The following is a 24922-nucleotide window of genomic DNA, read 5'->3' on the forward strand; positions in this document are numbered from 1 at the left end:
GCAGTAGAGGCAGTAGAGGCAGTAGAGGCAGTAGAGGCAGTAGAGGCAGTAGAGGCAGTAGAGGCAGTAGAGGCAGTAGAGGCAGTAGAGGCAGTAGAGGCAGTAGAGGCAGTAGAGGCAGTAGAGGCAGTAGAGGCAGTAGAGGCAGTAGAGGCAGTAGAGGCAGTAGAGGCAGTAGAGGCAGTAGAGGCAGTAGAGGCAGTATCAGAATCCACTAAAAGAAAAGCCGGGACAAGCCCGGCTTTTTCTTTTATCACTCAGCAGCTGCTTCAGCAGCGGCCGGGCGGTCTACCAGCTCAATGTAAGCCATAGGAGCGTTGTCGCCAGCACGGAAACCGCATTTCAGAATGCGAGTATAACCGCCGGCGCGCTCCAGGTAGCGCGGGCCCAGTTCATTGAACAGCTTAGCCACGATCGCGTTATCGCGAGTACGGGCAAATGCCAGGCGACGATTAGCAACGCTATCAGTCTTGGCAAGGGTGATCAGCGGTTCAACTACACGACGCAGCTCTTTTGCCTTAGGCAGAGTCGTCTTGATGATCTCATGACGAACCAGGGAGCTGGCCATGTTGCGGAACATAGCCTGACGATGGCTGCTGTTCCGGTTCAGTTGACGACCACTCAAACGATGGCGCATGACCTTATCCTTCTAACTAAATCTGTGAAACCCGTAATCTGGATTACTCGTCAGCGATGCTGGCGGGCGGCCAGTTCTCAAGGCGCATGCCAAGAGACAGACCACGGGAGGCCAACACGTCCTTGATCTCAGTCAGGGACTTCTTACCGAGGTTAGGAGTCTTAAGCAACTCAACTTCGGTACGCTGTACCAGATCACCAATATAGTGGATAGCTTCTGCCTTCAGACAGTTCGCTGAACGAACTGTCAGCTCCAAATCATCGACAGGACGCAGCAGAATCGGATCAAACTCGGGTTTCTCTTCTTTCTTCTCGGGCACGCTGACATCGCGCAGATCCACGAAGGCTTCCAGTTGCTCTGCCAGAATAGTGGCTGAACGACGGATGGCTTCTTCCGGATCCAGAGTACCATTGGTCTCCATGTCGATAACCAGCTTGTCCAAGTCGGTGCGCTGTTCCACACGTGCCGCCTCGACATTGTAGGCGATGCGAACGATGGGGCTGAACGCGGAGTCCAGCAGCAGGCGACCGATAGGACGCTCTTCATCATCGTTGTGAACACGAGCAGAAGCAGGCACATAACCACGACCGCGCTGAACTTTCAGGCGCATGCTGATCTCAGCATTTGCACCAGTCAGGTGGCAGATTACGTGCTCCGGGTTTACGATCTCGACTTCATCACCGTGAGTGATATCACCAGCGGTAACGGGGCCTGTTCCAGACTTGGTCAGGGACAGAGTTACCTCGTCCTTGCCTTCCAGCTTCACAGCGATACCTTTCAGGTTGAGCAGGATTTCAAGAATGTCTTCCTGTACACCTTCTTTGCTGCTGTACTCGTGCAGTACTCCGTCGATCTCGACTTCAGTAACCGCACAACCGGGCATAGATGACAGCAAAATACGACGCAGGGCATTGCCCAACGTGTGGCCAAAGCCACGCTCAAGCGGCTCGAGAGTCACTTTCGCGTGAGTCGGGCTAACTTGCTCGATGTCAACTAGCCGCGGTTTAAGAAAATCTGTTACAGAACCCAGCATTGTGTCCTCTCTTTAGAAGCTAGCTTTACTTGGAGTAAAGCTCGACGATCAGCTGTTCGTTAATGTCGGCAGACAGGTCGGAACGCTCCGGCAGGCGCTTGAAGGCACCTTCCATCTTAGCAGCGTCAACCTCTACCCAAGTCGGCTTCTCGCGCTGACCAGCAACTTCCAGGGAAGCTTTGATACGCGCTTGCTTCTTAGCCTTCTCGCGAACGCAGATCACGTCCTCAGGGGATACCTGGAAAGAAGGAACATTCACAACGCGGCCGTTTACCATGATGGCTTTGTGGCTCACCAGCTGACGAGATTCAGCACGAGTGGCGCCGAAGCCCATGCGGTAGACGACGTTGTCCAGACGACCTTCCAGCAGCTGCAACAGGTTTTCACCGGTGTTACCCTTTTGACGGGCAGCGTCGCGGTAGTAGTTGCGGAACTGTTTTTCCAATACGCCGTAGATACGACGTACTTTTTGTTTCTCGCGCAGTTGCACACCGTAGTCGGACAGACGCGCTTTACGCGCACCGTGTTGACCAGGAACGGTGTCAATCTTGCACTTAGAATCAATCGCACGAACACCAGACTTCAGGAAGAGGTCGGTGCCCTCACGACGGCTAAGCTTAAGCTTAGGACCGATATATCTTGCCATCTTCTTTCTCCAACAATCCTAGACCAAGTAGCTACAGCGTTACACGCGGCGCTTCTTGGGAGGACGACAACCGTTGTGCGGGATCGGAGTCACATCAGTAATGTTAGTGATGCGGAAACCAGCCGCGTTCAGAGCGCGGATGGAAGACTCACGACCGGGACCCGGACCTTTGACCATGACTTCCAGGTTCTTCACGCCGTATTCTTTGGCGATCTCACCAGCACGCTCAGCAGCTACCTGGGCAGCAAACGGAGTGGACTTACGGGAACCACGGAAACCGGAGCCACCAGAGGTAGCCCAAGACAGAGCATTGCCCTGACGGTCAGTAATGGTCACGATTGTGTTGTTGAAAGATGCATGAACGTGCGCAATACCGTCGCTCACTTGCTTTTTAACGCGCTTGCGAGCACGAGTCGGAGTTTTAGCCATTTTCTACCTTCCCGTTACTTCTTGATAGCCTTGCGCGGACCCTTACGGGTACGAGCGTTGGTCTTGGTACGTTGACCACGAACAGGCAGGCTACGACGGTGACGCAAACCACGGTAGCAACCCAGATCCATCAATCGCTTGATGTTCATGGAAATCTGACGACGCAGGTCACCTTCGACGGTGAATTTACCTACTTGTTCACGCAGACTCTCGATCTGAGCTTCGTCCAGGTCTTTAATTTTCACATTCTCAGCGATACCGGCTGCGGCACAGATGGCCTTGGAGCGGGTACGACCGACGCCATAAATAGCAGTCAACGCAATGACTGCATGTTTATGGTCAGGAATGTTAATGCCAGCGATACGGGCCACTATTCACTCCTACATATAGTAGATAACGACCACCACAAAGCCCGTGAGCGGATACGTGGCGGTCAACCAATACACAACAAAAGTTGGCTGGCTATATTAGCCAGCACAACTATTTGTTGCAAGTACTAACCGTAAAAAATTAGCCTTGGCGCTGTTTATGCTTTGGCTCGCTGCAAATCACACGCACCACACCGTGACGCTTGATGATTTTGCAGTTACGGCAGATTGCCTTAACGGAAGCACGAACTTTCATTGCTTAACTCCGTAACTACGCCGACCTTTAGCGGCCGTAGCCCTTCAGGTTGGCCTTCCTCAGGACGTCGCCATATTGATGAGACATCATATGGGTCTGAACCTGAGCCATGAAGTCCATGATAACTACCACGATAATCAGCAGCGAGGTGCCACCGAAGTAGAACTGTACGTTCCAGGCAGTCATCAGGAACTGGGGTACCAGACAGATAAAGGTAATATAGAGCGCACCTGCCAATGTCAGGCGAGTCATAACCTTATCGATGTAACGTGCTGTCTGCTCGCCCGGGCGGATCCCCGGGATAAAGGCTCCACTCTTCTTCAGGTTATCTGCTGTCTCGCGGGGGTTGAACACCAGCGCGGTATAGAAGAAGCAGAAGAAGATAATGGCTGCTGCATAGAGCATCTCGTACAAGGGCTGACCCGGCTGCAGGACCATAGAGACCTGTTGCAGAATGTCAGCGATCTTGCCCTCGCCCTGACCAAACCAGGAGGTAATGGTACCCGGGAAGAGGATGATGCTGGATGCGAAAATCGCAGGAATCACACCGGCCATATTCACTTTCAACGGCAGGTGTGTGCTTTGCGCAGCGAATACCTGGCGGCCTTGTTGACGCTTGGCATAGTTAACGACGATACGACGCTGACCACGCTCCACGAACACCACAAAGTAAGTCACAGCGAAAACAATCAAGCCCAGCAACAACAACAGCAGGATGTGCAATTCCCCTTGACGTGCCTGTTCGGCCGTAGCGCCAATGGCATGAGGCAGACCGGCGACGATACCTGTGAAGATAATCAACGAGATACCATTACCAATCCCACGCTCGGTAATCTGTTCACCCAACCACATCAAGAACATGGTACCGGTGACCAGACTCACAACGGCTGTGAAATAGAAGCCCAAACCCGGATGAGTCACGAGTCCTTGCATCATATTCGGCAGACCTGTTGCAATACCAATGGCCTGGAACGTTCCCAAAACCAGCGTGCCCCAACGGGTATATTGGCTAATCTTGCGACGGCCGGATTCACCTTCTTTCTTGAGTTCAGCAAGAGCAGGGTGAACCACAGTCAGCAGCTGGATAATAATCGACGCCGAAATGTACGGCATGATCCCCAGTGCAAGAATAGAAGCACGCGAGAGTGCACCACCACTGAACATGTTGAACATCTCAATGATGGTGCCCTTCTGTTGTTGGAACAACTCGGCCAGTACGGCGGCGTCAATACCAGGGATCGGCACATAAGAGCCTGCACGGAACACGATAATTGCCCCGAGAACGAAGAGCAGACGGCTCTTCAGTTCGCTCAGACCACCTTGTGCTTTAACATCCAATCCTGGTTTCTTAGCCATTGTACTGATTATTCCTCGATTTTACCGCCAGCGGCCTCGATGGCTGCACGTGCACCCTTGGTGACGGACAGACCACGAACGGTCACAGCACGGTCAATGTTGCCAGACAGAACAACTTTAGCGAACACGATGTTTTTGGTAATAACACCGGCTTGCTTCAGAGTGCTCACGTCGACCACATCACCTTCTACCAGGGCGATTTCGTTCAGGCGCACTTCGGCAGAAACCAAAGATTTGCGAGAGAAGAAACCGAACTTCGGCAGACGGATTTTCAAAGGCATCTGGCCGCCTTCGAAACCGTTGCGGACCTTGCCGCCACCGGAACGAGAGGTCTGACCTTTAACACCACGACCACCGGTCTTGCCCAGACCAGAACCGATACCACGGCCCGGACGGTGCTTGACGCGCTTGGAGCCAGCGGCCGGAGACAGAGTATTCAGACGCATGCTTAGCCCTCCACCTTAACCATGTAATAAACCTGGTTGATCATGCCGCGTACGCAGGGAGTATCTTCCAGCTCAACGGTGTGACCAATGCGACGCAGACCCAGACCACGCAGAGTCGCCTTGTGCTTTGGCAGACGGCCGATAGAGCTGCGAGTTTGAGTTACTTTTACAGTGTTAGCCATGTCGCATTACCCCAGAATTTCTTCAACGCGCAGACCACGCTTGGCCGCGATCTGTTCCGGTGATTGACCGTGAACCAGAGCGTCGACAGTTGCGCGAACAACGTTGATTGGGTTGGTGGAACCGTAGGTCTTGGCCAGCACGTTGTGGATACCAGCAACTTCCAGTACGGCACGCATGGCGCCGCCTGCAATGATACCAGTACCTTGGGAGGCCGGCTTCATGAACACGGTGGAACCAGAGTGAACGCCACGCACCGGGTGGTGCAGGGTGCCGTTGTTCAGCTCAACCTTGTTCAGGTTACGCTTAGCCTGTTCCATCGCCTTTTGAATGGCGGCCGGAACTTCACGGGCCTTACCGTAACCGTAACCTACACGGCCGTTACCATCACCCACCACGGTCAACGCGGTGAAGGACATGATACGACCACCTTTAACAGTTTTCGAAACACGGTTTACTGCAATGAGCTTTTCTTGCAGTTCGCCGGCTTGAGATTCGACTTTAGCCATCTTCGACTCCTAGCTTAGAACTGAAGACCAGCGTCACGAGCAGCGGCAGCCAGAGCGGCTACACGACCGTGATACTTGAAACCGGAACGATCGAAAGATACGTTCTGAACGCCTTTGGCAATAGCACGCTCAGCGATAGCCTTACCTACAGCGGTAGCAGCATCTGCGTTACCGGTGTATTTCAGAGCTTCACTGATGGCTTTCTCTACTGTGGAAGCAGAGGCCAGAACTTCGGAACCGTTGGCTGCAATAACCTGCGCATAGATATGACGCGGGGTACGGTGAACAACCAGACGGGTAGCTCCCAGTTCCTGCATCTTTTTCCGAGCACGAGTAGCACGACGGAGACGAGCTGCTTTCTTGTCCATAGTGTTACCTTACTTCTTCTTAGCTTCTTTAGTACGCACTTGCTCGTTGGCATAGCGTACACCCTTGCCCTTGTAGGGCTCCGGAGCGCGGTAAGCACGGATATCGGCGGCGACTTGGCCAACCAGCTGCTTGTCCACACCACGCAGAACGATCTCGGTGGCGGACGGACATTCAGCGGTGACACCAGCCGGCAGCGCATGCTCTACCGGGTGAGAGAAGCCCAGTGCCAGCGCAACAGCATTGCCCTTGATGGAGGCTTTGTAACCTACACCAACCAGCTGCAGCTTGCGCTCGAAGCCTTGGGTAACACCGACTACCATGTTGTTGACCAATGCACGGGCAGTACCGGCCTGAGCGTCAGCACCAGCGATGCCATCGCGCGGGGCGAACTTCAGTACATTGTCTTCTTTGGTCACTTCTACACCGGCGTGGATGGAACGAACCAGGGAACCCTTGCCACCTTTGATGGACAGTTCTTGGCCGTTCAGAGTCACCTCTACGCCAGCAGGAATAGTGACGGGTGCCTTAGCAACGCGAGACATTTCCGACCTCCTATTAAGCGACGTAGCAGATGATCTCACCACCCATGCTTGCCTTGCGGGCAGCACGGTCGGTCATCACACCTTTAGACGTGGACACGATAGCAACACCGAGACCGCCCATGACTTTCGGCAGATCAGTAGTGCGCTTGTAAATACGCAGGCCGGGACGGCTCACGCGTTGGATCAGTTCTACAACCGGCTTGCCCTGGAAATACTTCAGTTCGATTTCCAGTTCCGGTTTCACGTCACCAGCTACGTTGTAGCCAGCGATGTAACCTTCTTCTTTCAGCACTTTGGCGATAGCCACTTTCAGCTTGGAAGAAGGCATGGAAACCGCAACTTTGCTCGCCGCCTGACCGTTACGGATGCGGGTCAGCATATCCGCGATCGGATCTTGCATGCTCATAGTCTAACTCCCGAGATTCTTACCAAGAGGCCTTTTTGAGGCCCGGAATTTCGCCCTTCATGGCATGCTCACGCACCTTGATGCGAGAGAGGCCAAACTTCCGCAGGAAACCGTGCGGACGACCAGTGATGTTGCAACGGTTACGCTGGCGGGACGGACTGGAATCACGGGGCAGCTGTTGCAGTTGCAAGACAGCATCCCAACGCGCTTCTTCAGAAGCGTTCATATCAACGATGATAGCTTTCAGCTCGGTACGCTTGGTCGCGAACTTGGCTGCCAGCTTCGCACGCTTTGCTTCACGTGCTTTCATGGATGTTTTAGCCATAACCCTAACCTTACTTGCGGAATGGGAAGTTAAAGGCAGCCAGCAGAGCACGGCCTTCTTCGTCGGTATTCGCGGAAGTGGTGATGGTGATATCCAGACCACGGACGCGATCGACCTTGTCATAGTCGATTTCCGGGAAGATGATTTGCTCACGCACGCCCATGGAGTAGTTACCACGGCCATCGAACGCCTTGGCGTTCAGACCACGGAAGTCACGGATACGCGGTACGGAGATGCAAATCAGCCGTTCCAGGAACTCCCACATACGCTCGCCACGCAGGGTTACTTTACAACCTATCGGGTAGCCTTCACGAATCTTGAAGCCCGCAACAGATTTGCGTGCTTTGGTGATCAGCGGCTTCTGACCGGAAATGGCAGCCATATCGGCAGCAGCATTTTCCAGCAACTTCTTGTCAGAGATCGCTTCACCAACACCCATGTTCAGGGTGATTTTCTCGATCCGAGGGACTTGCATGATAGTCTTGTAACCGAACTGCTTGGACAGTTCATTTACTACATCGGATTTGTAGTAATCATGCAGTTTCGCCATCGTTAAACTCCAATTACTTCACAAGTTCGCCGGTGGATTTGAAGAAACGGACTTTCTTGCCGTCTTCAATCCGGAAACCAACGCGGTCAGCCTTGCCAGTGGCAGAGTTGAACAGCGCGACGTTAGATACATCGATGGGGGCTTCTTTGGTGACGATGCCGCCAGCCTGACCCAGTGCGGGTACCGGCTTTTGGTGTTTCTTCACCTGGTTGATGCCTTCCACGATTACCTTACCTTTTGCAATCAGGACTTGAGTGACTTTGCCACGCTTGCCCTTGTCTTTGCCGGTAAGAACAATTACTTCGTCTTCGCGACGGATTTTAGCTGCCATCGTTCGACTCCTTACAGTACTTCGGGTGCCAGGGACACAATCTTCATGAACTTCTCGTTACGGAGTTCACGGGTCACCGGGCCAAAAATACGAGTACCGATTGGCTGTTGGTTGTTGTTAAGCAACACAGCCGCATTGTTGTCGAAACGGATGACAGAGCCGTCCGGACGACGAACGCCTTTACGGGTGCGTACGACCACCGCGTTATACACATCACCTTTCTTCACTTTACCGCGAGGAATGGCTTCCTTGATGGAAACCTTGATGATGTCGCCGATGCCGGCATAACGGCGGTGCGAACCACCCAGAACCTTAATACACATTACACTGCGAGCGCCGGAGTTGTCGGCAACACCCAGCATACTTTGCATCTGGATCATCTTAGTGCTCCGCTTTGTTTACTTCTTATCCCTGATGGGATCTGGCTGCCTTCAAAAGGCGCGAAACTATAACACAGCTATTTTTGAAAAGGTAGCCTAAAAAACAAACGGCCCCGATGGGGGGCCGTTTGGGCTAAAAAGTACCGAATTAGGCCTTTTCTACGACAGCAACCAGGGTCCAGGACTTGGTCTTGGACAGCGGGCGGCACTCGCGGATTTCCACGAGATCGCCAGCCTTGCACTCGTTGTTCTCGTCATGCACGTGCAGCTTGGTAGTACGCTTGATGATCTTACCGTAGATCGGGTGCTTTACCTTGCGCTCGATAGCGACGGTGATGGACTTGTCCATCTTGTCGCTGATTACACGACCTTGCAGAGTACGGATCTTGTCAGTCATTACGCACCTGCCTTCTCAGTCAGTACAGTCTTGATACGTGCGACGTCACGACGCACTTGTTTCAGAGTGTGAGTCTGAGCCAGCTGGCCGGTGGAAGCTTGCATGCGCATGTTGAATTGCTCACGCAGCAGACCCAGCAGCTCCTGGTTCAGTTCTTCGACGCTCTTTTGACGCAGATCTTGGGCTTTCATCACATCACCGTCTTAATTACGAAAGTGGTCTGAACAGACAGCTTAGCTGCGGCCAGGGCAAACGCTTCACGCGCCAGAGCCTCAGGTACACCATCCATCTCGTACAGAACCTTGCCAGGCTGGATCGGGCAAACCCAGTATTCCACGTTACCCTTACCTTTACCCATACGAACTTCGAGGGGCTTTTCGGTGATGGGCTTGTCCGGGAACACACGGATCCAGATCTTGCCTTGACGCTTAACGTGACGGGTCATGGCACGACGGGCTGCTTCGATTTGACGAGCAGTCAGTTGACCACGAGATGTCGCCTTCAGGCCAAAGGTACCGAAGGATACTTCGTTACCGGCATTGGCCAGACCGCGGTTACGACCCTTGTGGGTCTTGCGGAATTTAGTACGCTTAGGTTGCAACATTTACCGAATCTCCTTACTTGGCAGCGCGGCGCTTGTTGTCACGCTTGGGCTTCGCAGGAGCTTGCTCTTGAGCAGCGGCAGCATTGACTGCAGCCAGACCGCCCAGAACTTCGCCCTTGAAGATCCAAACTTTAACGCCGATCACACCGTAAGTGGTGTGGGCTTCAGAAGTTGCGTAGTCGATGTCGGCGCGCAGGGTGTGCAGGGGCACACGACCTTCACGGTACCATTCGGTACGCGCGATTTCAGCGCCGCCCAGACGGCCGGAAACTTCCACTTTGATGCCCTTGGCACCCAGGCGCATGGCGTTCTGTACGGCGCGCTTCATAGCACGACGGAACATTACGCGACGCTCCAGCTGGGAAGTGATGCTGTCGGCAACCAGTTTGCCATCCAGCTCCGGCTTGCGGACTTCGGAAATGTTGATCTGAGCAGGCACGCCAGCGATTGCGGCTACAGCTTTGCGCAGTTTTTCAACGTCTTCGCCTTTCTTGCCGATCACGACACCCGGACGAGCGGTGTGAATGGTCACACGGATGCTCTTGGCCGGACGCTCGATAGTGATCTTGGACAAGGAAGCGTTTTTCAGCTCCTTGGTCAGGAACTGGCGTACTTGGAAATCGCTGTACAGGTTGTCAGCGAAGTCTTTGGTGTTCGCGAACCAGGTAGAATTCCAAGGCTTGGTAATACCCAGGCGAATGCCATTAGGATGTACTTTCTGACCCATTGCTTATCTCCCAGCCTTAGCGTCGGATACCACTACAGTGATGTGAGCGGTACGCTTGAGGATACGATCCGCGCGACCTTTGGCACGCGGGCGGATGCGCTTCATGGAGGGACCTTCGTCTACCATGATGGTGGCAACACGCAGGGTGTCGATATCGGCACCTTCGTTGTGCTCAGCGTTGGCAATGGCAGATTCCAGCACTTTCTTCACCAGAACAGCAGCCTTTTTCGGGCTGAAGGTCAGGATGTTCAGAGCCTTGTCTACGGACAGACCACGTACTTGATCGGCTACCAGACGAGCTTTCTGGGCAGAAGTACGGGCATAACGGTGTTTAGCGATAGCTTCCATCATTTATCCCTTAGCGCTTCTTAGCCTTCTTATCAGCAGCATGGCCGCGATAAGTACGAGTCGGTGCGAATTCACCCAGTTTGTGACCGATCATTTCTTCGGTAACGAAAACCGGAACGTGCTGACGACCATTATGGACAGCGATGGTCAAACCGATCATGTTCGGGATGATCATTGAACGACGGGACCAGGTCTTAACCGGCTTTTTATCCCCGCTTTCCACCGCTTTCTCTACCTTCTTCAGCAAGTGCAGGTCGATAAATGGACCCTTCTTGAGAGAACGTGGCATGGTGATTCCTCTATGTTAACAATTACTTGTTACGACGACGTACGATGTACTTGTCGGTACGCTTGTTCTTACGGGTCTTGAAGCCCTTAGCCTTCTGGCCCCATGGGGACACAGGCTGCATGCCCTTGTTACGACCCTCACCACCACCGTGCGGGTGATCAACCGGGTTCATCGCCATACCGCGAACGGTCGGACGAATACCACGCCAGCGGTTAGCACCGGCTTTACCCAGTTGACGCAGCATGTGCTCGGAGTTACCCACTTCACCGATGGTAGCGCGGCACTCGGCCAGAACTTTACGTACTTCGCCGGAACGCAGACGCAGAGTTACATAGTTACCTTCACGAGCCAGGATCTGGATGAAAGTACCAGCGGAACGAGCCAGCTGGGCACCTTTACCAGGCTTCATCTCAACGGCGTGAACGGTAGAACCGACCGGGATGTTGCGCATCGGCAGGGTGTTACCTACCTTGATGGCAGCATCAGCACCAGAGGCGATTGCATCACCAGCTTTCAGGCCTTTCGGAGCCAGGATGTAACGACGCTCACCGTCTGCATACAGCACCAGGGCGATGTTTGCGGTACGGTTAGGATCGTATTCCAGACGCTCAACTTTGGCCGGAATGCCGTCTTTGTCGCGCTTGAAGTCGATCAGACGGTAGTGTTGCTTGTGACCACCACCGATGTGACGAGTGGTGATACGACCGTTGTTGTTACGGCCACCGGACTTGCTTTTGCTGTCCAGCAGAGCGGCGAAGGGCTTGCCCTTGTACAGCTCTTGGTTGACGATCTTGACGACGTGGCGGCGGCCCGGAGAAGTAGGCTTGCACTTAACGATTGCCATTTTTCAGAACTCCTCTTACTCGGCTGCGCCCATGAAGTCGATGTCCTGACCAGCTTTCAGGGTCACATAAGCCTTTTTCCAATCGGAACGACGGCCTACGCGTGCACCTGCGCGCTTGGTCTTACCCTTCATGTTCAGGGTACGGACGGTCTCAACTTCGACCTCGAACAGTTTCGCAACTGCAGCTTTGACTTCCGCCTTGGTGGCATCAACAGCAACTTTGAACACGATAGTGTTCTGCTTTTCTGCGACCATGGTGCTCTTTTCAGAGATGTGCGGAGCCTTCAGAACTTTCAGCAGACGCTCTTCACGGATCATGCCAGCATCTCCTCGATTTGCTTAACTGCGTCAGCAGTCATCAGAACCTTGTCGAAAGCGATCAGGCTGACCGGGTCGATACCGGCAACGTCACGCACGTCAACTTTGTACAGGTTACGAGCAGCCAGGAACAGGTTCTCATCGACTTCAGCAGTCACGATCAGAACGTCAGTCAGTTCCATTTCTTTCAGCTTGGCGATCAGTTCTTTGGTCTTCGGCGCTTCGATGCCGAACTTCTCAACAACGATCAGGCGCTCTTGACGTACCAGCTCGGACAGGATGCTACGGATAGCGCCGCGGTACATCTTCTTGTTTACTTTCTGGCTGTGATCTTGCGGCTTAGCAGCAAAGGTCACACCACCGGAACGCCAGATGGGCGAACGGATGGAGCCAGCACGGGCACGACCAGTACCCTTCTGACGCCACGGCTTTTTGCCGCCACCAGACACTTCAGAGCGAGTCAGCTGCGCACGAGTACCCTGACGGGCACCAGCGGCATATGCAACGACAACCTGGTGAACCAGAGCTTCGTTGAATTCGCGCCCGAAGGTAGTCTCGGAAACTTCAAGAGCGCTCTTGGCGTCTTTCATTACCAATTCCATTACTATCTCCTCAGACGTTACGCTTTGACGGCAGGTTTGACGATCACGTTGCCGTTGGTTGCACCCGGTACTGCGCCTTTGATGAGCAGCAGGTTGCGTTCAGCGTCAACACGAACCAGTTCCAGGTTCTGAGTCGTTACACGCTCAGCACCCATGTGACCAGCCATCTTCTTGCCCTTGAATACACGGCCCGGGGTCTGGTTTTGACCGATGGAGCCAGGTACACGGTGGGACAGGGAGTTACCGTGGGTCATATCCTGGGTACGGAAGTTCCAGCGCTTAACAGTACCGGCAAAACCTTTACCCTTAGATGTGCCGGTAACGTCTACCAGCTTAACGTCAGCGAGAAGATCTACTTTCAGCTCGCTACCAACAGTGAAAGTTTCACCGTTGTTCAGGCGGAATTCCCACAGACCGCGACCGGCTTCTACACCAGCTTTGGCGAAGTGGCCAGCTTCCGGCTTGGTTACGCGGCTGGCTTTCTTGGCGCCAGTGGTAACCTGAATAGCGTTGTAGCCGTCGGTTTCTACAGATTTGACCTGAGTTACACGGTTAGCTTCAACTTCGATAACAGTCACCGGGATAGAAACGCCATCTTCAGTGAAGATGCGAGTCATACCCACTTTGCGACCTACAAGACCGATTGTCATTGTTATCAACCTCTTTCCGTAATTAACCCAGGCTGATCTGGACGTCTACACCAGCTGCCAGATCCAGACGCATCAGAGCGTCAACGGTCTTGTCAGTCGGTTCAACGATGTCTACCAGACGCTTGTGAGTGCGGATCTCGTACTGATCACGCGCGTCTTTGTTGACGTGCGGGGAGATCAGAACGGTGAAACGCTCTTTGCGAGTCGGCAGCGGGATAGGACCGCGAACCTGCGCGCCAGTGCGCTTAGCAGTTTCAACGATTTCCGCAGTGGATTGATCGATCAGGCGATGATCAAAAGCCTTCAGGCGGATACGGATTCTTTGGTTCTGCATTGACAGAGCTCCAATAGATAAAAGAACATAAATCAACACCGCCCGACCGGGATTACTCCCGCCAGAGGTGTGATTTTTCACGTTTCCTCCCATATCGGGAGGACTGTATGGCTGGCAACTCGTAAACGGGAAGCTCAGCAAGCAGACATATCGTCTGGCTGCCTCATGGGCAAGCGGAGAGGATTATACGGATTTTTTCCACTCACGCAAGTGAAGGCGGACAGATTGTGCGCAATTTTATGTGACAGATGGATCTCGCCAACGGCTGGGCAAGCCCTTACCTGGCAGGGGTAACGACAATGTTGCAAACAGGCTGATAGACTGCGCCCTCGCCCCTGTCTGCGGAACCCATCCCATGCTCAAGAATCAGAAGAAAGCCTACCAGTACGGGCTCTGTGCCGTCGCCCTCTGGTCCACGGTGGCCAGCGCCTTCAAGATCTCCCTCGCCTACTTTGAACCGGTACAGCTGCTGCTGGTCGCGGCCTGCACCTCGACCCTGACCCTGGGGTGCATCGTGGCCTGTCAGGGCAAACTGCCGCTACTGCTCGACTACATCAAGAGTCGCCCCCTCTACTACCTCGCTCTCGGGGTCCTGAACCCCTTTCTTTATTACCTGCTGCTGTTCAAGGCATATGATCTGCTGCCCGCCCAGCAGGCGCAGACTCTCAACTACACCTGGGCCATCACCCTCAGCCTGCTGGCCGTTCCCTTCCTCGGTCAAAAGCTGCGCCGCCGCGATGGCGTCGCCATCGTGCTCGGCTATTTCGGCGCCCTGGTGATCGCCACCAGGGGGAACGTGTTCGGTCTGCAGTTCGACAGTCCGCTCGGCGTCACGCTGGCGCTGGTGTCGACCCTGATCTGGGCCGGTTACTGGATCCTCAACACCCGCAATCAGGGGGATCCCGTCGTCAGCCTGCTGCTCGGCTTCCTCATCAGCCTGCCCTTCATCATCGTGGCGACCTGGTTGCTCTCGGACTTTGCCATGACTGCCTGGCAGGGATGGGCTGGCGCCATCTATGTGGGGCTGTTCGAGATGGGTTTCGGTTTCGTGCTCTGGCTGATGGCCCTGCGCCACGCCACCAACACGGCCCCCATCAGCAACCTTATCTTCATCTCGCCGTTTGCCTCTCTGGTGCTGCTCAACCTGTTGATCGGCGAAACCATTCACCCGGCAACCCCCATCGGGCTGGTTCTCATCGTCGCCGCCCTGCTTATCCAGCAACTCAAATATGGCAAGCGCTACCGCAAGGTGAGCGACCCCCACCCCTGACAGACAAAGGGCGTATCCCTCGATACGCCCTGCTTTCAATCCATCCACTCCAGCGGCTGGTTCTTGGGTAGCCGGATCTCCACCTGCAAGCCCCCCAGTTCGGAGCGCCCCAGCCTGATGGTGCCGTGATGCTGGGAGACTATCTTGGCAACGATGGCCAGCCCCAGCCCACTCCCGCCACCGGTGCGCGCCACATTGCCCTGGGTGAAGGGCTTGAGCACCCGGGAGTAGTCCTCTTCTGCGATCCCCGGGCCATTGTCGGAGAGTCGCAGCCGCACCCAGTGGCCATCATCCCTGAGCTCGGCCTGCAACCGGGTCGCGCCATAGCGCAGGGAGTTGCCCGACAGATTGTTGAGGATACGGCGAATGCTGATGGGATGGCAGGCCACACGCACCGCCTCCTCCGGCAGGAGCAGCTCCACTTCCAGTCCCTGATCGGTCTGCATCAGCAACGCATCGTGAATGAGCTGGGTCAGGTCGACGGGCCGGGCATCGAGCCCCTCGTTCGGGCGAATGTAATCGATGAACTGATCAATGATGCCGTTCGACTCATCGATGTCCGCATTGATGCTCTCCTTGAGGTACTCATCCCCCGAGGACATCATCTCGGTTGCGAGACGAATGCGGGTGAGAGGGGTGCGCAAATCGTGGGATACCCCGGCCATCATCAGGTTGCGCTCCTCGATCAGCCCCTTGATGGAGCTCGACATGTGGTTGAAGGTGCGGGTCAGGCGGCGCACCTCCCGCGAGCCCTGCTCCCCCAGGGCATCGGGAAAGTTGCCGCGCGCCACCGCCACGGCCCCCGCTTCCAGATCCTCCAGCGGTCGCACCAGCTGACGGGCAAAACGCCAGGCTGCAAACAGGGTCACCACCAGCAAGACGCTCATATAGAGGATGAGCGGTTCGATGTCGTCATCTTCAATTTCCGTCAGGGGAATGCGCACCCACATCTGGCTGGCCTGGGGAGGCTGGATCCAGATGATGTAGTGATCCTGGATTTCAACTCTGACCCTGGTATCCCCTTTCAATTCGCGGCTGATGCTCTGCTCCAGATAGGGGTAGGGCTTGGAATCATTCAGCCCGTGCTGCTCCGCCTCGCTCTGGGTATAGATGTCGCTGCCAGTGGTCACATAGACCAGCGCCTCGGCATCTTCACTGAGCGCCAGCTGGTTGTTGTCCACCGGAAAGATGAGTTTGACCTGGTTTGCCAGCAGGTGGCTGATCTGCTTGACGGTCGGCGCCAGCAGGTAGTTGTAGAAGGTAACGTAGGAGACGACTTGATAGACCACCAGCACGGCAGCCAGAAACCAGAGCATACGGGAGAACATGCTGCCCACTTTCTTCATGCGTTCTCGCCGTCCGGTACGAACACATACCCCAGACCCCAGACGGTCTGCAGATAGCGAGGCTGGGCCGGGTCCTGTTCCAGCAGGCGGCGCAGGCGGGAGACCTGCACATCGATGCTGCGCTCGGTGGCCGTGTACTCGCGACCACGGGCCAGGTTCATCAGCTTGTCACGGGAGAGCGGTTCGCGAGGATGACTCACCAGCACCTTGAGCACGGCGAACTCCCCGCTGGTCAGGGCAACCGGTTCGCCATCACGGCTCAGTTCACGGGTCGCCAGATTGAGCTGGTAGGCCCCGAAACTCACCATCTTCTCCGCCGCGGAAGGGGCGCCGGGCAGCTCCACGGTATGGCGGCGCAGCACGGCGCGGATCCGGGCCAGCAGCTCACGGGGGTTGAACGGCTTGGGCAGATAATCGTCGGCCCCCATCTCCAGACCGACGATGCGATCCACTTCGTCCCCCTTGGCGGTGAGCATCAAGACAGGGATCTGGTTGCCGGCCTCGCGCAGGCGGCGGCAGATGGAGAGGCCGTCTTCCCCCGGCAGCATCAGATCAAGCACCATCAGGCTGAAGTTTTCACGCGTCAGCAGGCGATCGGCCTGCTCCCCGTTGGCGACACCTCGCACTACAAACCCCTGCTCGGTGAGGTAGCGCTCCAGCAAGGAACGCAGTTTCAGATCGTCGTCCACCACCAGGACCTTGTATTGCTGACTCATTGCCACCTCTCTTTTATGTCTCCCCTCATACTAGAGCCGCCCCCTGCAACCACAAAGCATAAATATGTTACCGGTTATTGCCCTCATTCGGCCCCGGAGCCGGGAAGGATGGATGGCCAGCTCTGCTTTTTGCTCGACAGCGCGGCGACAATGACTAAGATCCCGAGCAACCGGATGCAATTGGCGAGGGAGTGATAACTCCATGAAAACCAAACTCATTACCCGTGAAGGCTACACCAGGCTCCGGCAGGAGCACGACATGCTCTGGCGGGAGGAGAGGCCCGATGTCACCAAAAAAGTGGCCTGGGCGGCGAGCCTGGGTGATCGCAGCGAGAATGCCGATTACCAGTACAACAAGAAACGCCTGCGGGAGATCGACCGCCGGGTTCGCTACCTGCGCAAGTGCCTGGAAGAGCTGACCATAGTCGACTACTCACCCTCCCAGGAGGGCAAGGTCTTCTTCGGCGCCTGGGTCGAGGTGGAAAACGACGAGGGTGAGACCAAGCGCTTTCGCATCGTCGGCTATGACGAGATCTTCGGCCGCAAGGATTACATCTCCATCGATTCCCCCATGGCCCGCGCCCTGCTCAAGAAAGAGGTGGGCGATGAAGCCATGGTGCAAACGCCAGTGGGTGACGCCTGCTGGTACATCAATGAGATCAGCTATCCCAAATAAGCCAGGCCGACCCTCACTGCCAAATCGGCTGACAAGGCCAGGAGAGACCGAGCATGTCCGCCCACCGGGTATGAGAAACGTCATTTCTGCCGGGGTGGCATCCCGCTGCCCGACCCCATATAGTGCTCACACCCGGCGCCTTGCGGCGCCAACCGGCCCGCGCGGCAGTGGCCTGGCAGGTATCTAAAGTATCGCCAGGACAGACCCCCTGTTCGGCGACATAGCCCCACGCTGGCCAGTTAGACAGGACCCGACCAAGAGACCCTCGATGCAAAGCCACGTAATAGAACATCAGATCGCCGGTGAGCTGAATGCCCGCCCGGAACAGGTGCAGGCAGCCGTTCGCCTGCTGGACGAAGGCGCGACCGTTCCCTTCATCGCCCGTTACCGCAAAGAGGTGACCGGCGGTCTGGACGACAGCCAGCTGCGTACCCTGGAGAGCCGCCTCGGCTACCTGCGTGAACTGGCGGATCGCCGCCAGGCGATCCTGCGCTCCATCGAAGAGCAGGGCAAACTGACCCCCGAACTGGCCCGCGAGCTGAACGAGGCCGACAGCAAGACCCGGCTGGAAGACCTCTACCTCCCCTACAAGCCCAAGCGGCGCACCAAGGGGCAGATGGCCATCGAGGCGGGGCTGGAGCCACTGGCGGATTTGCTGCTGGGTGACCCCATGAAGGATCCCGAACAGGAGGCGGTTCGCTTCCTCAATGCCGAGCAGGGGATCACCGACGGCAAGGCTGCCCTCGACAGTGCCCGCTACATCCTGATGGAGCGTTTCGCCGAGCAGGCCGATCTCCTTGAGAAGCTGCGGGACTACCTGTGGCAGAACGCCACCCTGCGTGCCCGCGTGGTGGCAGGCAAGGAGCAGGAAGGGGCCAAGTTCAAGGACTACTTCGAACACGACGAACCCCTGCACAAGGCCCCCTCCCACCGGGTGCTGGCCATGTTGCGCGGCCGCAACGAGGGGATCCTCAACCTGGCGCTGGTCACCGGCGAGGATGAGGGTACCAGCCCCTGCGAGGGTATCATCGCCCATCACCTCAGACTCAACCTGCAAAGTCGCCCGGCCGACAAGTGGCTGCAGGGGGTGGTGAGCTGGACCTGGAAGATCAAGCTCTCCCTGCAGATGGAAACCGAGCTGATCGGCCGCATCCGCGAGTCAGCAGAGGAGGAGGCGATCAAGGTGTTCGCCATGAACCTCAAGGATCTGCTGATGGCGGCACCGGCCGGCATGCGCTGCACCATGGGGCTGGATCCCGGCATCCGCACCGGGGTCAAGGTGGCGGTGGTGGATGCCACCGGCAAGCTGGTCGATCACGCGACCATCTATCCGTTCGAACCCAAGCGCCAGGTTGACCAGAGTCTCAAGACCCTGAGCGAGCTGTGCCAGAAGCACAAGGTCGAGCTCATCAGCATCGGCAACGGCACCGCCTCGCGGGAAACCGACCGCCTAGTGAGCGATCTGTTCGAGCGCTACCCGGCCGCCAAGGCACAGAAGATAGTAGTGAGTGAAGCGGGGGCATCGGTCTACTCCGCCTCCGAGCTCGCCTCCCAGGAATTCCCGGATCTCGACGTCTCCATTCGCGGCGCCGTCTCCATCGCCCGCCGGTTGCAGGATCCCCTGGCCGAGCTGGTCAAGATCGATCCCAAGAGCATCGGTGTGGGCCAGTACCAGCACGATGTCGGCCAGAGCCAGCTGGCCCGCCGCCTCGACGCGGTGGTCGAGGATTGCGTGAACGCGGTGGGGGTGGATGTGAATACCGCCTCGGTCGCCCTGCTCAACCGGGTTTCCGGCCTCTCCCAGACCCTGGCCCAGAACATCGTCGCCTACCGCGACGAGAACGGCGCCTTCAAGAGTCGTCAGCAGTTGCTGAAAGTTGGCCGACTCGGACCCAAGGCATTCGAGCAATGCGCTGGCTTCCTGCGCATTCGGGGCGGCAGCAACCCGCTGGACGGCTCGGCGGTGCACCCGGAATCCTACCCGGTGGTGGAGCGGATCCTCGCCAAGCTGGAGCAGACCGTGGACAGCCTGCTCGGCAACAGCAGCCTGCTGCGCACCCTCAAGCCCACCGACTACACCGATGAGCAGTTCGGGGTGCCCACCGTCACCGACATCATCGGCGAGCTGGACAAGCCCGGCCGCGACCCGCGCCCCGAGTTCAAGACCGCCACCTTCAAGGAAGGGGTGGAGAAAATCAGCGATCTGGTACCCGAGATGGTGCTGGAGGGGGTGGTCACCAACGTCACCAACTTTGGTGCCTTCGTCGACATCGGCGTCCATCAGGACGGGCTGGTGCACATTTCTTCCCTCACCGATCGCTTCGTCAAGGATCCCCGCGAGGTGGTCAAGGCCGGTGACATCGTCCGGGTCAAGGTGCTGGAAGTCGACGTACCGCGCAAACGCATCAGTCTGACCATGCGTCTGGATGAAAAAGCCGGCCAGCCTGCACGCAAAACGGCCGAGCCGCGTCACACTGGCAACGCCCGACCGAAACAGGCGCCCCGTCAGAGCGCTCCGACCGAGGGTGCCATGGGCAACGCCTTCGCGGCTGCCCTGTCGAAACTGAAGAAATAAGCCCCCAGAATGCAAAAAAGCCCCGAAAGGGGCTTTTTCATGCCTGTACTGAGCGGGATCAAACGTCCTGACTCAGGCTATGCGGGGAGGCTGGCCTCACCGCTTGCTGATAGTGCCTGGCAATCACCTGGTTTCGATTGTCCATATAAGCACCGAGCGGGCCTGTGGTTTCCTGCCTGAGGGTCATCAGATCCTTGCGGGCCTGTGCCTCCTTGCCAGAGGCGGCACGGGCCACACTCATGTCTTGTGACGATGGTTCATCGGGAGCCAGCGCAGCGGCACGCACCTGCTGCATCTTGGCGATGGTCGCGGCGGGATCCCCGGGAATGGTCCCCATGTCGATGACCACCTCCCCCCCGGTGGCATAACGCTTGCCATCCGGCCCACGGGAAAACTGGTAGGTAGGGCTCCCCGCATGCTCGCCGCCGGCGGCCTGGTGAGCCTGCTCATGCTTGCGAACTTCGAGATCCCGTTCGACCAGCGCAGCCACCTGACGCTGCTGCTGCTTTTGCTGCTCCTGCTGTTCACCCTCCTGACGTTGTCGACGCTCCCCCTCCTCCCCCGTTGCCTCGACAAAACGGTGCGCCACCATCACGGGGCCGGTCTGGCCGTTCTCTTTCGTGGACGAGGATGGGGCGGCGGGATTGGCCTGGGCGGTCCGGGATCTCTCTTTCTGGGAACCGACGCCGGACTCGGCGTTGGACGCTTCGCTCTGGCGGCTGGGGGGCACCAGTTCTGCGCGGCGGTTGTCAGTCTGTGCCGATTCCGTCTGCGGCTGCAGTTGATTCGGGATGATGGTCGGCAGACTGACGTTGATGTTCATGTCACACCCGGATATCGATCAGGGTGCCCAGCATGTTGCTGGCCGTCTGGATCACCTTGGCGGATGCCCCGGCATGCAGCTCGGCCACCTTGAGATTCACCAGTTCATCCGGCAACTGCACCTGATCACCCGCTGGCGTATTGAGACGGGCGATCTGGCTGGAAGCCTGGCCCGCCAACTGCTCGGCCCGTTGGAACCCCTGCACGCCTGCCGTCATGGCTGATTCGATACGCATTGGCACACTCCTCTGTAGGGTTGGCTAATTATCCATCAACCTGACGAGTTATTGAAGCCTGCCGCTCAAATCTCAGTCAATGAACCGCCGCAGGAGGGTGATGAACTGCTCTGGATGGGAGATGAAGGGAGCATGGGATGCCTTCTCCAGCACCAGACTGTGGCTGGCAGGGTAGCGCGCATCCAGCAAGGGAATGGCGGCCTTCGGCACCAGGGTATCCAGCCTGCCGTAAAGACGCAGCCAGGGCAGATCCAGGCCGATCAGTTCATCCCGCAGATCGACCTCGGCCAGCAGACCCAGACCTGCCTCCAGGGCCGCAAGCCGGGGAGCGGGTCGCTCCGCCAGCCAGTGACGCAACTGGCGAATGTCGTTTCTGGCGTGCTCGCTGCCCATGGCCTGGATCGCGAGGAAGCGCTCTATGGTCTGCATGAAGTCGCCGGCCAGCATCTGGTTGAACCCCGCCAGCACCTTGGGGGCAATCCCGGGCCACTCGTCGCGGGCCATGAAGCAGGGAGAACTGGCTACGGTAATGAGAGAGTGAAGGCGTTCAGGCATGGTCAGCGCCAACTGACTCGCCACCAGACCACCGAGGGACCAGCCGAGCAGATGGCATTTTTCAGGCAATATGGCCGCCACCTGCTCTGCCAGCCAGGGCAGGGTGTAGTCTGTTCCTGCTTGCAGGGGGCTGTTGCCAAAGCCGGGCAGGTCCACCAGATGCAGCCGATAGTGGGCAGCCAGTTCTTGGGCAATAACGTGCCAGACGGCCCCGTTCATGCCCCAGCCATGCAACAACACCAGGTCCGGGCCCTGGCCAAACCGCTCAACCGATACGCTCATCTAGACTCAAGATCCCTGTTTATCTGCTTGGAGCCTGCATGTTAAAGCGGCTGCTCGCCAAAGCAAGTCCGATCCTTGGCACCCAGTCCGACTGGCTCGGTCTGTGCCTGCTCTGTCGCCAACCCTGTGACGAGACGCCTTTGTTGTGCTCCTGGTGCCGCCACGCCCAGCGCCAACACGACAGACGATGCCTGATGTGTGCAGCACCGCTGCCGGAGCAACATCGCGAGAGCGAACTGCTGTGCGGACGCTGCCAGCGCAGACCCGCTCCCTGGGAGCGTTTGCAGGTGATCGGCGATTATCAGGCACCTTATGCCCAACTCATCCCCCGGCTGAAGTATTCCGGTCAGATCCTGCTCGCGCCGCTGCTTGCCCGCCTGCTGGCAGACCATCTGGACCTCGCCAATCCGCCGCAGGTCATCATTCCGGTTCCCCTGCACTGGTGGCGCCAGTGGTGGCGCGGCTTCAATCAGGCAGAAGAAATCGGCCAGGCCCTGAGCGCACTCACCGGCATTCCTTGCGACACCCGCGTACTGCGCCGGACAAGGTCGACCCCGCAACAGACCCGGCTCAGTGCCGGCCAGCGGCGACGCAATCTGCGTGGCGCCTTCGAAATAGAACCTCACCACTACCGGCATGTGGCACTGCTCGATGATGTGGTCACCACGGGCGCCACCGCAGGTCAGCTCACCCGGTTGCTTCATGAGCACGGCGTCACCACGGTAGAGGTGTGGGCCATCTGCCGTACCCTCCGACACCTGAAATAACCGGGCAGGGATCCGGCCCGGGAGGCCGCTGGCGGCATGATTCCGATACGCCCGGGCTCACAGGCTCGCCATCGGCACGCTACCCAAGCCCCGCCAAGCGAGTTATCATGAATACCCTAGTCGTACACTCAGGTTTATGAGGATAGTGATGATCAGCATTTCCGACACCGCCCAGGCCCACTTCCGCAAGTTGCTGGAGAAGCAGCCTGATGGCACCAACATCCGGGTGTTTGTGGTCAATCCGGGAACCCAGAATGCCGAGTGCGGCGTATCCTATTGCCCACCCGACGCGGTCGATCCGGAAGATCAGCACCTGCCCTTCAGCGGCTTCGACTGCCTGGTCGATCCCCTGAGCGCCCCCTTCCTGGTGGATGCCACCATCGACTTCGTCACCGATCAGATGGGCTCTCAGCTCACCCTGAAAGCCCCCAACGCCAAGATGCGCAAGGTGGCCGACGACGCCCCGCTGATCGACCGCATCGAGTACGTGTTGATGTCCGAGGTGAACCCCATGCTGGCCGGTCACGGCGGCAAGGTCACCCTGGTCGAGCTGACCGACGACAAACTGGCCATCCTGCAGTTTGGCGGCGGTTGCAACGGTTGCTCCATGGTCGACTACACCCTGAAAGAGGGGATCGAGAAGCAGTTGCTGGAGAAATTCCCGGGCGAGCTCAACGGCGTCAAGGATGCCACCGAGCACCAGCGCGGCGACCACTCCTACTACTGATTTGCCCCCTTGCGGCAAAGAAAAGGCCCCGCCAGCTGGCGGGGCCTTTTGCATTCTGCGGCTGGCAGATCACTCGTCCTTCTTGTCTCGCGACAGCAGGGCGATGGCCGCCTCTTTCGGGTTCTTGCCCTCGTAGAGCACCTTGAAGATCTGTTCGCAGATGGGCATCTCGACGCCACAGCGGGCCGCCAGCAGATGCACCTCCTTGGTGTTGCGATAGCCTTCCACCACCTGGCCTATCTCGGCCATGGCGGTGTCAACCGACTTGCCCGCTCCCAGCGCCAGACCGAAACGGCGGTTGCGCGACTGGTTGTCGGTACAGGTCAACACCAGATCCCCGAGCCCCGCCATCCCCATGAAGGTCTTGGCATCGGCCCCGAGGGCGGCGCCGAGGCGCTGCATCTCCACCAGACCCCGAGTGATGAGCGCGGTTCTGGCGTTGGCGCCAAAGCCGAGTCCGTCAGAGAGACCGGCACCGATGGCGATGACGTTCTTGACCGCCCCGCCCAGCTGCAGACCGATGAAGTCCGGATTGGTATAGACCCGGAACGAGCGGCCGCAGTGCAGCAGGTGGGAGAGATCGTCGGCAAAGTCGTCGTGGGTCGAGGCCACCGAGATGGCGGTCGGCAGACCGGCAGCCAGCTCGCGGGCGAAGGTCGGGCCCGAGATGACCGCCAGTGGAATGGCATCCCCCAGCACCTCCCGCGCCACCTCTTGCAGCAGACGGCCGCTGTCCGGCTCCAGCCCCTTGGTGGCCCAGGCGATCCGGGTATCCGGGCGCAGGAAGGGTTTGACCCGGGCCAGTACCTGGCCGAACACATGGCTCGGCACCACCAGCAGCAGCACGGGAGCGGCTTGCACCGCCGCCTGCAGATCCGACGTCAGTTGCAGATCGGCCGGGAAGGGGACATCCGGCAAGAATGCCTTGTTGCAGCGATCCTGTTCCAGCTCGGCGACATGGGCAGGGTCGTGACCCCACAGCAGGGTCGGATGACCATTGCGCGCCAGAGAAATGGCAAGGGCGGAGCCATAAGACCCCGCCCCCAGGACCGAGATTGCGATCTGGTCGGCCAT

39 protein-coding genes are annotated in these 24922 nt (G+C 57.6%); 5 read left to right on the forward strand and 34 right to left on the reverse strand.

Annotation, left to right across the window (positions count from 1 at the left end; all coding sequences use genetic code 11):
* Nucleotides 1-253: 253 nt before the first annotated feature.
* The 28 genes from rplQ to rpsJ form a co-directional block, all read right to left on the reverse strand.
* The gene (gene rplQ / locus C2U37_RS06130; RefSeq protein WP_005307999.1) at nucleotides 254-637 is read right to left on the reverse strand and encodes a 50S ribosomal protein L17; all 384 of its coding nucleotides are present in this window, start codon (nucleotides 635-637) and stop codon (nucleotides 254-256) included.
* 43 nt (nucleotides 638-680) lie between these two features.
* On the reverse strand, nucleotides 681-1670 hold the full coding sequence (locus tag C2U37_RS06135) for a DNA-directed RNA polymerase subunit alpha (RefSeq protein ID WP_005307997.1): 990 nt from the start codon (nucleotides 1668-1670) through the stop codon (nucleotides 681-683).
* Nucleotides 1671-1695: 25 nt separating this feature from the next.
* Nucleotides 1696-2316: a 30S ribosomal protein S4 gene (rpsD, locus tag C2U37_RS06140; RefSeq protein ID WP_010672568.1), complete on the reverse strand. Its 621-nt coding sequence runs from the start codon at nucleotides 2314-2316 to the stop codon at nucleotides 1696-1698.
* 39 nt (nucleotides 2317-2355) lie between these two features.
* Nucleotides 2356-2745: a 30S ribosomal protein S11 gene (rpsK, locus tag C2U37_RS06145; RefSeq protein ID WP_005319702.1), complete on the reverse strand. Its 390-nt coding sequence runs from the start codon at nucleotides 2743-2745 to the stop codon at nucleotides 2356-2358.
* A gap of 14 nt (nucleotides 2746-2759) precedes the next feature.
* Nucleotides 2760-3116, reverse strand: coding sequence for a 30S ribosomal protein S13 (gene rpsM / locus C2U37_RS06150; RefSeq protein WP_005307991.1), 357 nt, complete (start codon nucleotides 3114-3116; stop codon nucleotides 2760-2762).
* Nucleotides 3117-3255: 139 nt separating this feature from the next.
* Nucleotides 3256-3369 (reverse strand): 50S ribosomal protein L36, encoded by a 114-nt coding sequence (rpmJ, locus tag C2U37_RS06155; protein WP_005319705.1) that lies wholly within the window; start codon nucleotides 3367-3369, stop codon nucleotides 3256-3258.
* Between the two features lie 27 nt (nucleotides 3370-3396).
* Entirely contained in the window at nucleotides 3397-4725 is a 1329-nt protein-coding gene (gene secY, locus C2U37_RS06160; RefSeq protein WP_010672567.1) for a preprotein translocase subunit SecY, read from the reverse strand.
* An 8-nt stretch (nucleotides 4726-4733) separates the two neighbouring features.
* The gene (rplO, locus tag C2U37_RS06165) at nucleotides 4734-5171 is read right to left on the reverse strand and encodes a 50S ribosomal protein L15 (protein ID WP_005307987.1); all 438 of its coding nucleotides are present in this window, start codon (nucleotides 5169-5171) and stop codon (nucleotides 4734-4736) included.
* A gap of 2 nt (nucleotides 5172-5173) precedes the next feature.
* Nucleotides 5174-5353, reverse strand: a complete 180-nt coding sequence (gene rpmD, locus C2U37_RS06170; protein ID WP_005307985.1) for a 50S ribosomal protein L30 — start codon at nucleotides 5351-5353, stop codon at nucleotides 5174-5176.
* 6 nt (nucleotides 5354-5359) lie between these two features.
* On the reverse strand, nucleotides 5360-5860 hold the full coding sequence (gene rpsE, locus C2U37_RS06175) for a 30S ribosomal protein S5 (RefSeq protein ID WP_005340605.1): 501 nt from the start codon (nucleotides 5858-5860) through the stop codon (nucleotides 5360-5362).
* A gap of 14 nt (nucleotides 5861-5874) precedes the next feature.
* A complete protein-coding gene (rplR, locus tag C2U37_RS06180; protein WP_010672566.1) occupies nucleotides 5875-6228 on the reverse strand; it encodes a 50S ribosomal protein L18 in 354 nt (117 codons plus the stop codon).
* A gap of 9 nt (nucleotides 6229-6237) precedes the next feature.
* Nucleotides 6238-6771 (reverse strand): 50S ribosomal protein L6, encoded by a 534-nt coding sequence (gene rplF, locus C2U37_RS06185; RefSeq protein ID WP_010672565.1) that lies wholly within the window; start codon nucleotides 6769-6771, stop codon nucleotides 6238-6240.
* A 13-nt stretch (nucleotides 6772-6784) separates the two neighbouring features.
* Nucleotides 6785-7177: a 30S ribosomal protein S8 gene (gene rpsH, locus C2U37_RS06190; protein ID WP_010672564.1), complete on the reverse strand. Its 393-nt coding sequence runs from the start codon at nucleotides 7175-7177 to the stop codon at nucleotides 6785-6787.
* 19 nt (nucleotides 7178-7196) lie between these two features.
* Nucleotides 7197-7502, reverse strand: coding sequence for a 30S ribosomal protein S14 (rpsN, locus tag C2U37_RS06195; RefSeq protein WP_005331161.1), 306 nt, complete (start codon nucleotides 7500-7502; stop codon nucleotides 7197-7199).
* A 10-nt stretch (nucleotides 7503-7512) separates the two neighbouring features.
* Nucleotides 7513-8052 (reverse strand): 50S ribosomal protein L5, encoded by a 540-nt coding sequence (gene rplE, locus C2U37_RS06200; protein WP_005331162.1) that lies wholly within the window; start codon nucleotides 8050-8052, stop codon nucleotides 7513-7515.
* A 13-nt stretch (nucleotides 8053-8065) separates the two neighbouring features.
* On the reverse strand, nucleotides 8066-8383 hold the full coding sequence (gene rplX / locus C2U37_RS06205; RefSeq protein ID WP_005307977.1) for a 50S ribosomal protein L24: 318 nt from the start codon (nucleotides 8381-8383) through the stop codon (nucleotides 8066-8068).
* 11 nt (nucleotides 8384-8394) lie between these two features.
* Nucleotides 8395-8763: a 50S ribosomal protein L14 gene (gene rplN / locus C2U37_RS06210; protein WP_005307975.1), complete on the reverse strand. Its 369-nt coding sequence runs from the start codon at nucleotides 8761-8763 to the stop codon at nucleotides 8395-8397.
* Nucleotides 8764-8911: 148 nt separating this feature from the next.
* Nucleotides 8912-9160: a 30S ribosomal protein S17 gene (gene rpsQ / locus C2U37_RS06215; protein ID WP_005307966.1), complete on the reverse strand. Its 249-nt coding sequence runs from the start codon at nucleotides 9158-9160 to the stop codon at nucleotides 8912-8914.
* Nucleotides 9160-9351: a 50S ribosomal protein L29 gene (gene rpmC / locus C2U37_RS06220; protein WP_005307965.1), complete on the reverse strand. Its 192-nt coding sequence runs from the start codon at nucleotides 9349-9351 to the stop codon at nucleotides 9160-9162. Before rpmC ends, rpsQ begins: the two co-directional genes overlap by 1 nt.
* Nucleotides 9351-9764: a 50S ribosomal protein L16 gene (gene rplP / locus C2U37_RS06225; protein WP_010672562.1), complete on the reverse strand. Its 414-nt coding sequence runs from the start codon at nucleotides 9762-9764 to the stop codon at nucleotides 9351-9353. The genes rpmC and rplP overlap by 1 nt, the downstream gene beginning before the upstream one ends.
* 13 nt (nucleotides 9765-9777) lie before the next feature.
* Complete coding sequence (gene rpsC, locus C2U37_RS06230; RefSeq protein ID WP_005331168.1) at nucleotides 9778-10491, reverse strand: 30S ribosomal protein S3; 714 nt, start codon at nucleotides 10489-10491, stop codon at nucleotides 9778-9780.
* Nucleotides 10492-10494: 3 nt separating this feature from the next.
* A complete protein-coding gene (gene rplV / locus C2U37_RS06235; RefSeq protein ID WP_010672561.1) occupies nucleotides 10495-10839 on the reverse strand; it encodes a 50S ribosomal protein L22 in 345 nt (114 codons plus the stop codon).
* Nucleotides 10840-10849: 10 nt separating this feature from the next.
* A complete protein-coding gene (gene rpsS, locus C2U37_RS06240; RefSeq protein WP_005307960.1) occupies nucleotides 10850-11128 on the reverse strand; it encodes a 30S ribosomal protein S19 in 279 nt (92 codons plus the stop codon).
* Nucleotides 11129-11150: 22 nt separating this feature from the next.
* Nucleotides 11151-11972 carry a 50S ribosomal protein L2 gene (rplB, locus tag C2U37_RS06245; RefSeq protein WP_010672560.1) on the reverse strand — a complete coding sequence of 274 codons (822 nt, stop codon included), beginning with the start codon at nucleotides 11970-11972 and terminating at the stop codon, nucleotides 11151-11153.
* A gap of 15 nt (nucleotides 11973-11987) precedes the next feature.
* A complete protein-coding gene (rplW, locus tag C2U37_RS06250; protein ID WP_005307955.1) occupies nucleotides 11988-12290 on the reverse strand; it encodes a 50S ribosomal protein L23 in 303 nt (100 codons plus the stop codon).
* On the reverse strand, nucleotides 12287-12892 hold the full coding sequence (rplD, locus tag C2U37_RS06255) for a 50S ribosomal protein L4 (protein WP_005340616.1): 606 nt from the start codon (nucleotides 12890-12892) through the stop codon (nucleotides 12287-12289). Before rplD ends, rplW begins: the two co-directional genes overlap by 4 nt.
* A gap of 17 nt (nucleotides 12893-12909) precedes the next feature.
* Nucleotides 12910-13542: a 50S ribosomal protein L3 gene (gene rplC / locus C2U37_RS06260; RefSeq protein WP_010672559.1), complete on the reverse strand. Its 633-nt coding sequence runs from the start codon at nucleotides 13540-13542 to the stop codon at nucleotides 12910-12912.
* A gap of 22 nt (nucleotides 13543-13564) precedes the next feature.
* Complete coding sequence (gene rpsJ / locus C2U37_RS06265) at nucleotides 13565-13876, reverse strand: 30S ribosomal protein S10 (protein WP_005307944.1); 312 nt, start codon at nucleotides 13874-13876, stop codon at nucleotides 13565-13567.
* 355 nt (nucleotides 13877-14231) lie between these two features.
* Here rpsJ and C2U37_RS06270 point away from each other — a divergent pair, with 355 nt between their 5' ends.
* Entirely contained in the window at nucleotides 14232-15146 is a 915-nt protein-coding gene (locus C2U37_RS06270; protein WP_104452026.1) for a DMT family transporter, read from the forward strand.
* A gap of 35 nt (nucleotides 15147-15181) precedes the next feature.
* Here C2U37_RS06270 and envZ read toward each other — a convergent pair whose 3' ends face one another.
* Together envZ and ompR are read right to left on the reverse strand one after the other, a co-directional pair.
* Nucleotides 15182-16492 (reverse strand): two-component system sensor histidine kinase EnvZ, encoded by a 1311-nt coding sequence (gene envZ / locus C2U37_RS06275; RefSeq protein ID WP_010672557.1) that lies wholly within the window; start codon nucleotides 16490-16492, stop codon nucleotides 15182-15184.
* Nucleotides 16489-17208, reverse strand: a complete 720-nt coding sequence (gene ompR, locus C2U37_RS06280) for an osmolarity response regulator transcription factor OmpR (protein ID WP_010672556.1) — start codon at nucleotides 17206-17208, stop codon at nucleotides 16489-16491. Before ompR ends, envZ begins: the two co-directional genes overlap by 4 nt.
* A 202-nt stretch (nucleotides 17209-17410) precedes the next feature.
* On the opposite strand from ompR, the gene greB reads away from it, so the two are divergent.
* Both greB and C2U37_RS06290 read left to right on the forward strand, forming a co-directional pair.
* Nucleotides 17411-17884: a transcription elongation factor GreB gene (gene greB, locus C2U37_RS06285; RefSeq protein ID WP_039039492.1), complete on the forward strand. Its 474-nt coding sequence runs from the start codon at nucleotides 17411-17413 to the stop codon at nucleotides 17882-17884.
* A 268-nt stretch (nucleotides 17885-18152) separates the two neighbouring features.
* Nucleotides 18153-20459 (forward strand): Tex family protein, encoded by a 2307-nt coding sequence (locus tag C2U37_RS06290; RefSeq protein WP_104452027.1) that lies wholly within the window; start codon nucleotides 18153-18155, stop codon nucleotides 20457-20459.
* 58 nt (nucleotides 20460-20517) lie between these two features.
* Here the strand turns inward: C2U37_RS06290 and C2U37_RS06295 are convergent, their stop codons facing one another.
* The 3 genes from C2U37_RS06295 to bioH all read right to left on the reverse strand — a co-directional run bounded on the left by C2U37_RS06295 (nucleotide 20518) and on the right by bioH (nucleotide 22354).
* Nucleotides 20518-21282, reverse strand: coding sequence for a putative metalloprotease CJM1_0395 family protein (locus C2U37_RS06295; RefSeq protein WP_104452028.1), 765 nt, complete (start codon nucleotides 21280-21282; stop codon nucleotides 20518-20520).
* Nucleotide 21283: 1 nt separating this feature from the next.
* Complete coding sequence (locus tag C2U37_RS06300) at nucleotides 21284-21517, reverse strand: flagellar biosynthesis protein FlgE (RefSeq protein ID WP_104452029.1); 234 nt, start codon at nucleotides 21515-21517, stop codon at nucleotides 21284-21286.
* 72 nt (nucleotides 21518-21589) lie between these two features.
* Entirely contained in the window at nucleotides 21590-22354 is a 765-nt protein-coding gene (gene bioH, locus C2U37_RS06305) for a pimeloyl-ACP methyl ester esterase BioH (RefSeq protein ID WP_104452030.1), read from the reverse strand.
* Between the two features lie 38 nt (nucleotides 22355-22392).
* On the opposite strand from bioH, the gene C2U37_RS06310 reads away from it, so the two are divergent.
* Together C2U37_RS06310 and nfuA are read left to right on the forward strand one after the other, a co-directional pair.
* Nucleotides 22393-23121, forward strand: a complete 729-nt coding sequence (locus C2U37_RS06310; protein WP_041212175.1) for a ComF family protein — start codon at nucleotides 22393-22395, stop codon at nucleotides 23119-23121.
* Between the two features lie 148 nt (nucleotides 23122-23269).
* On the forward strand, nucleotides 23270-23848 hold the full coding sequence (nfuA, locus tag C2U37_RS06315; protein ID WP_010672549.1) for a Fe-S biogenesis protein NfuA: 579 nt from the start codon (nucleotides 23270-23272) through the stop codon (nucleotides 23846-23848).
* Between the two features lie 69 nt (nucleotides 23849-23917).
* Here nfuA and gpsA read toward each other — a convergent pair whose 3' ends face one another.
* Complete coding sequence (gene gpsA / locus C2U37_RS06320; protein WP_010672548.1) at nucleotides 23918-24922, reverse strand: NAD(P)H-dependent glycerol-3-phosphate dehydrogenase; 1005 nt, start codon at nucleotides 24920-24922, stop codon at nucleotides 23918-23920.

Source organism: Aeromonas sp. ASNIH1, from assembly GCF_002934285.1.
Classification (GTDB): domain Bacteria; phylum Pseudomonadota; class Gammaproteobacteria; order Enterobacterales; family Aeromonadaceae; genus Aeromonas; species Aeromonas caviae.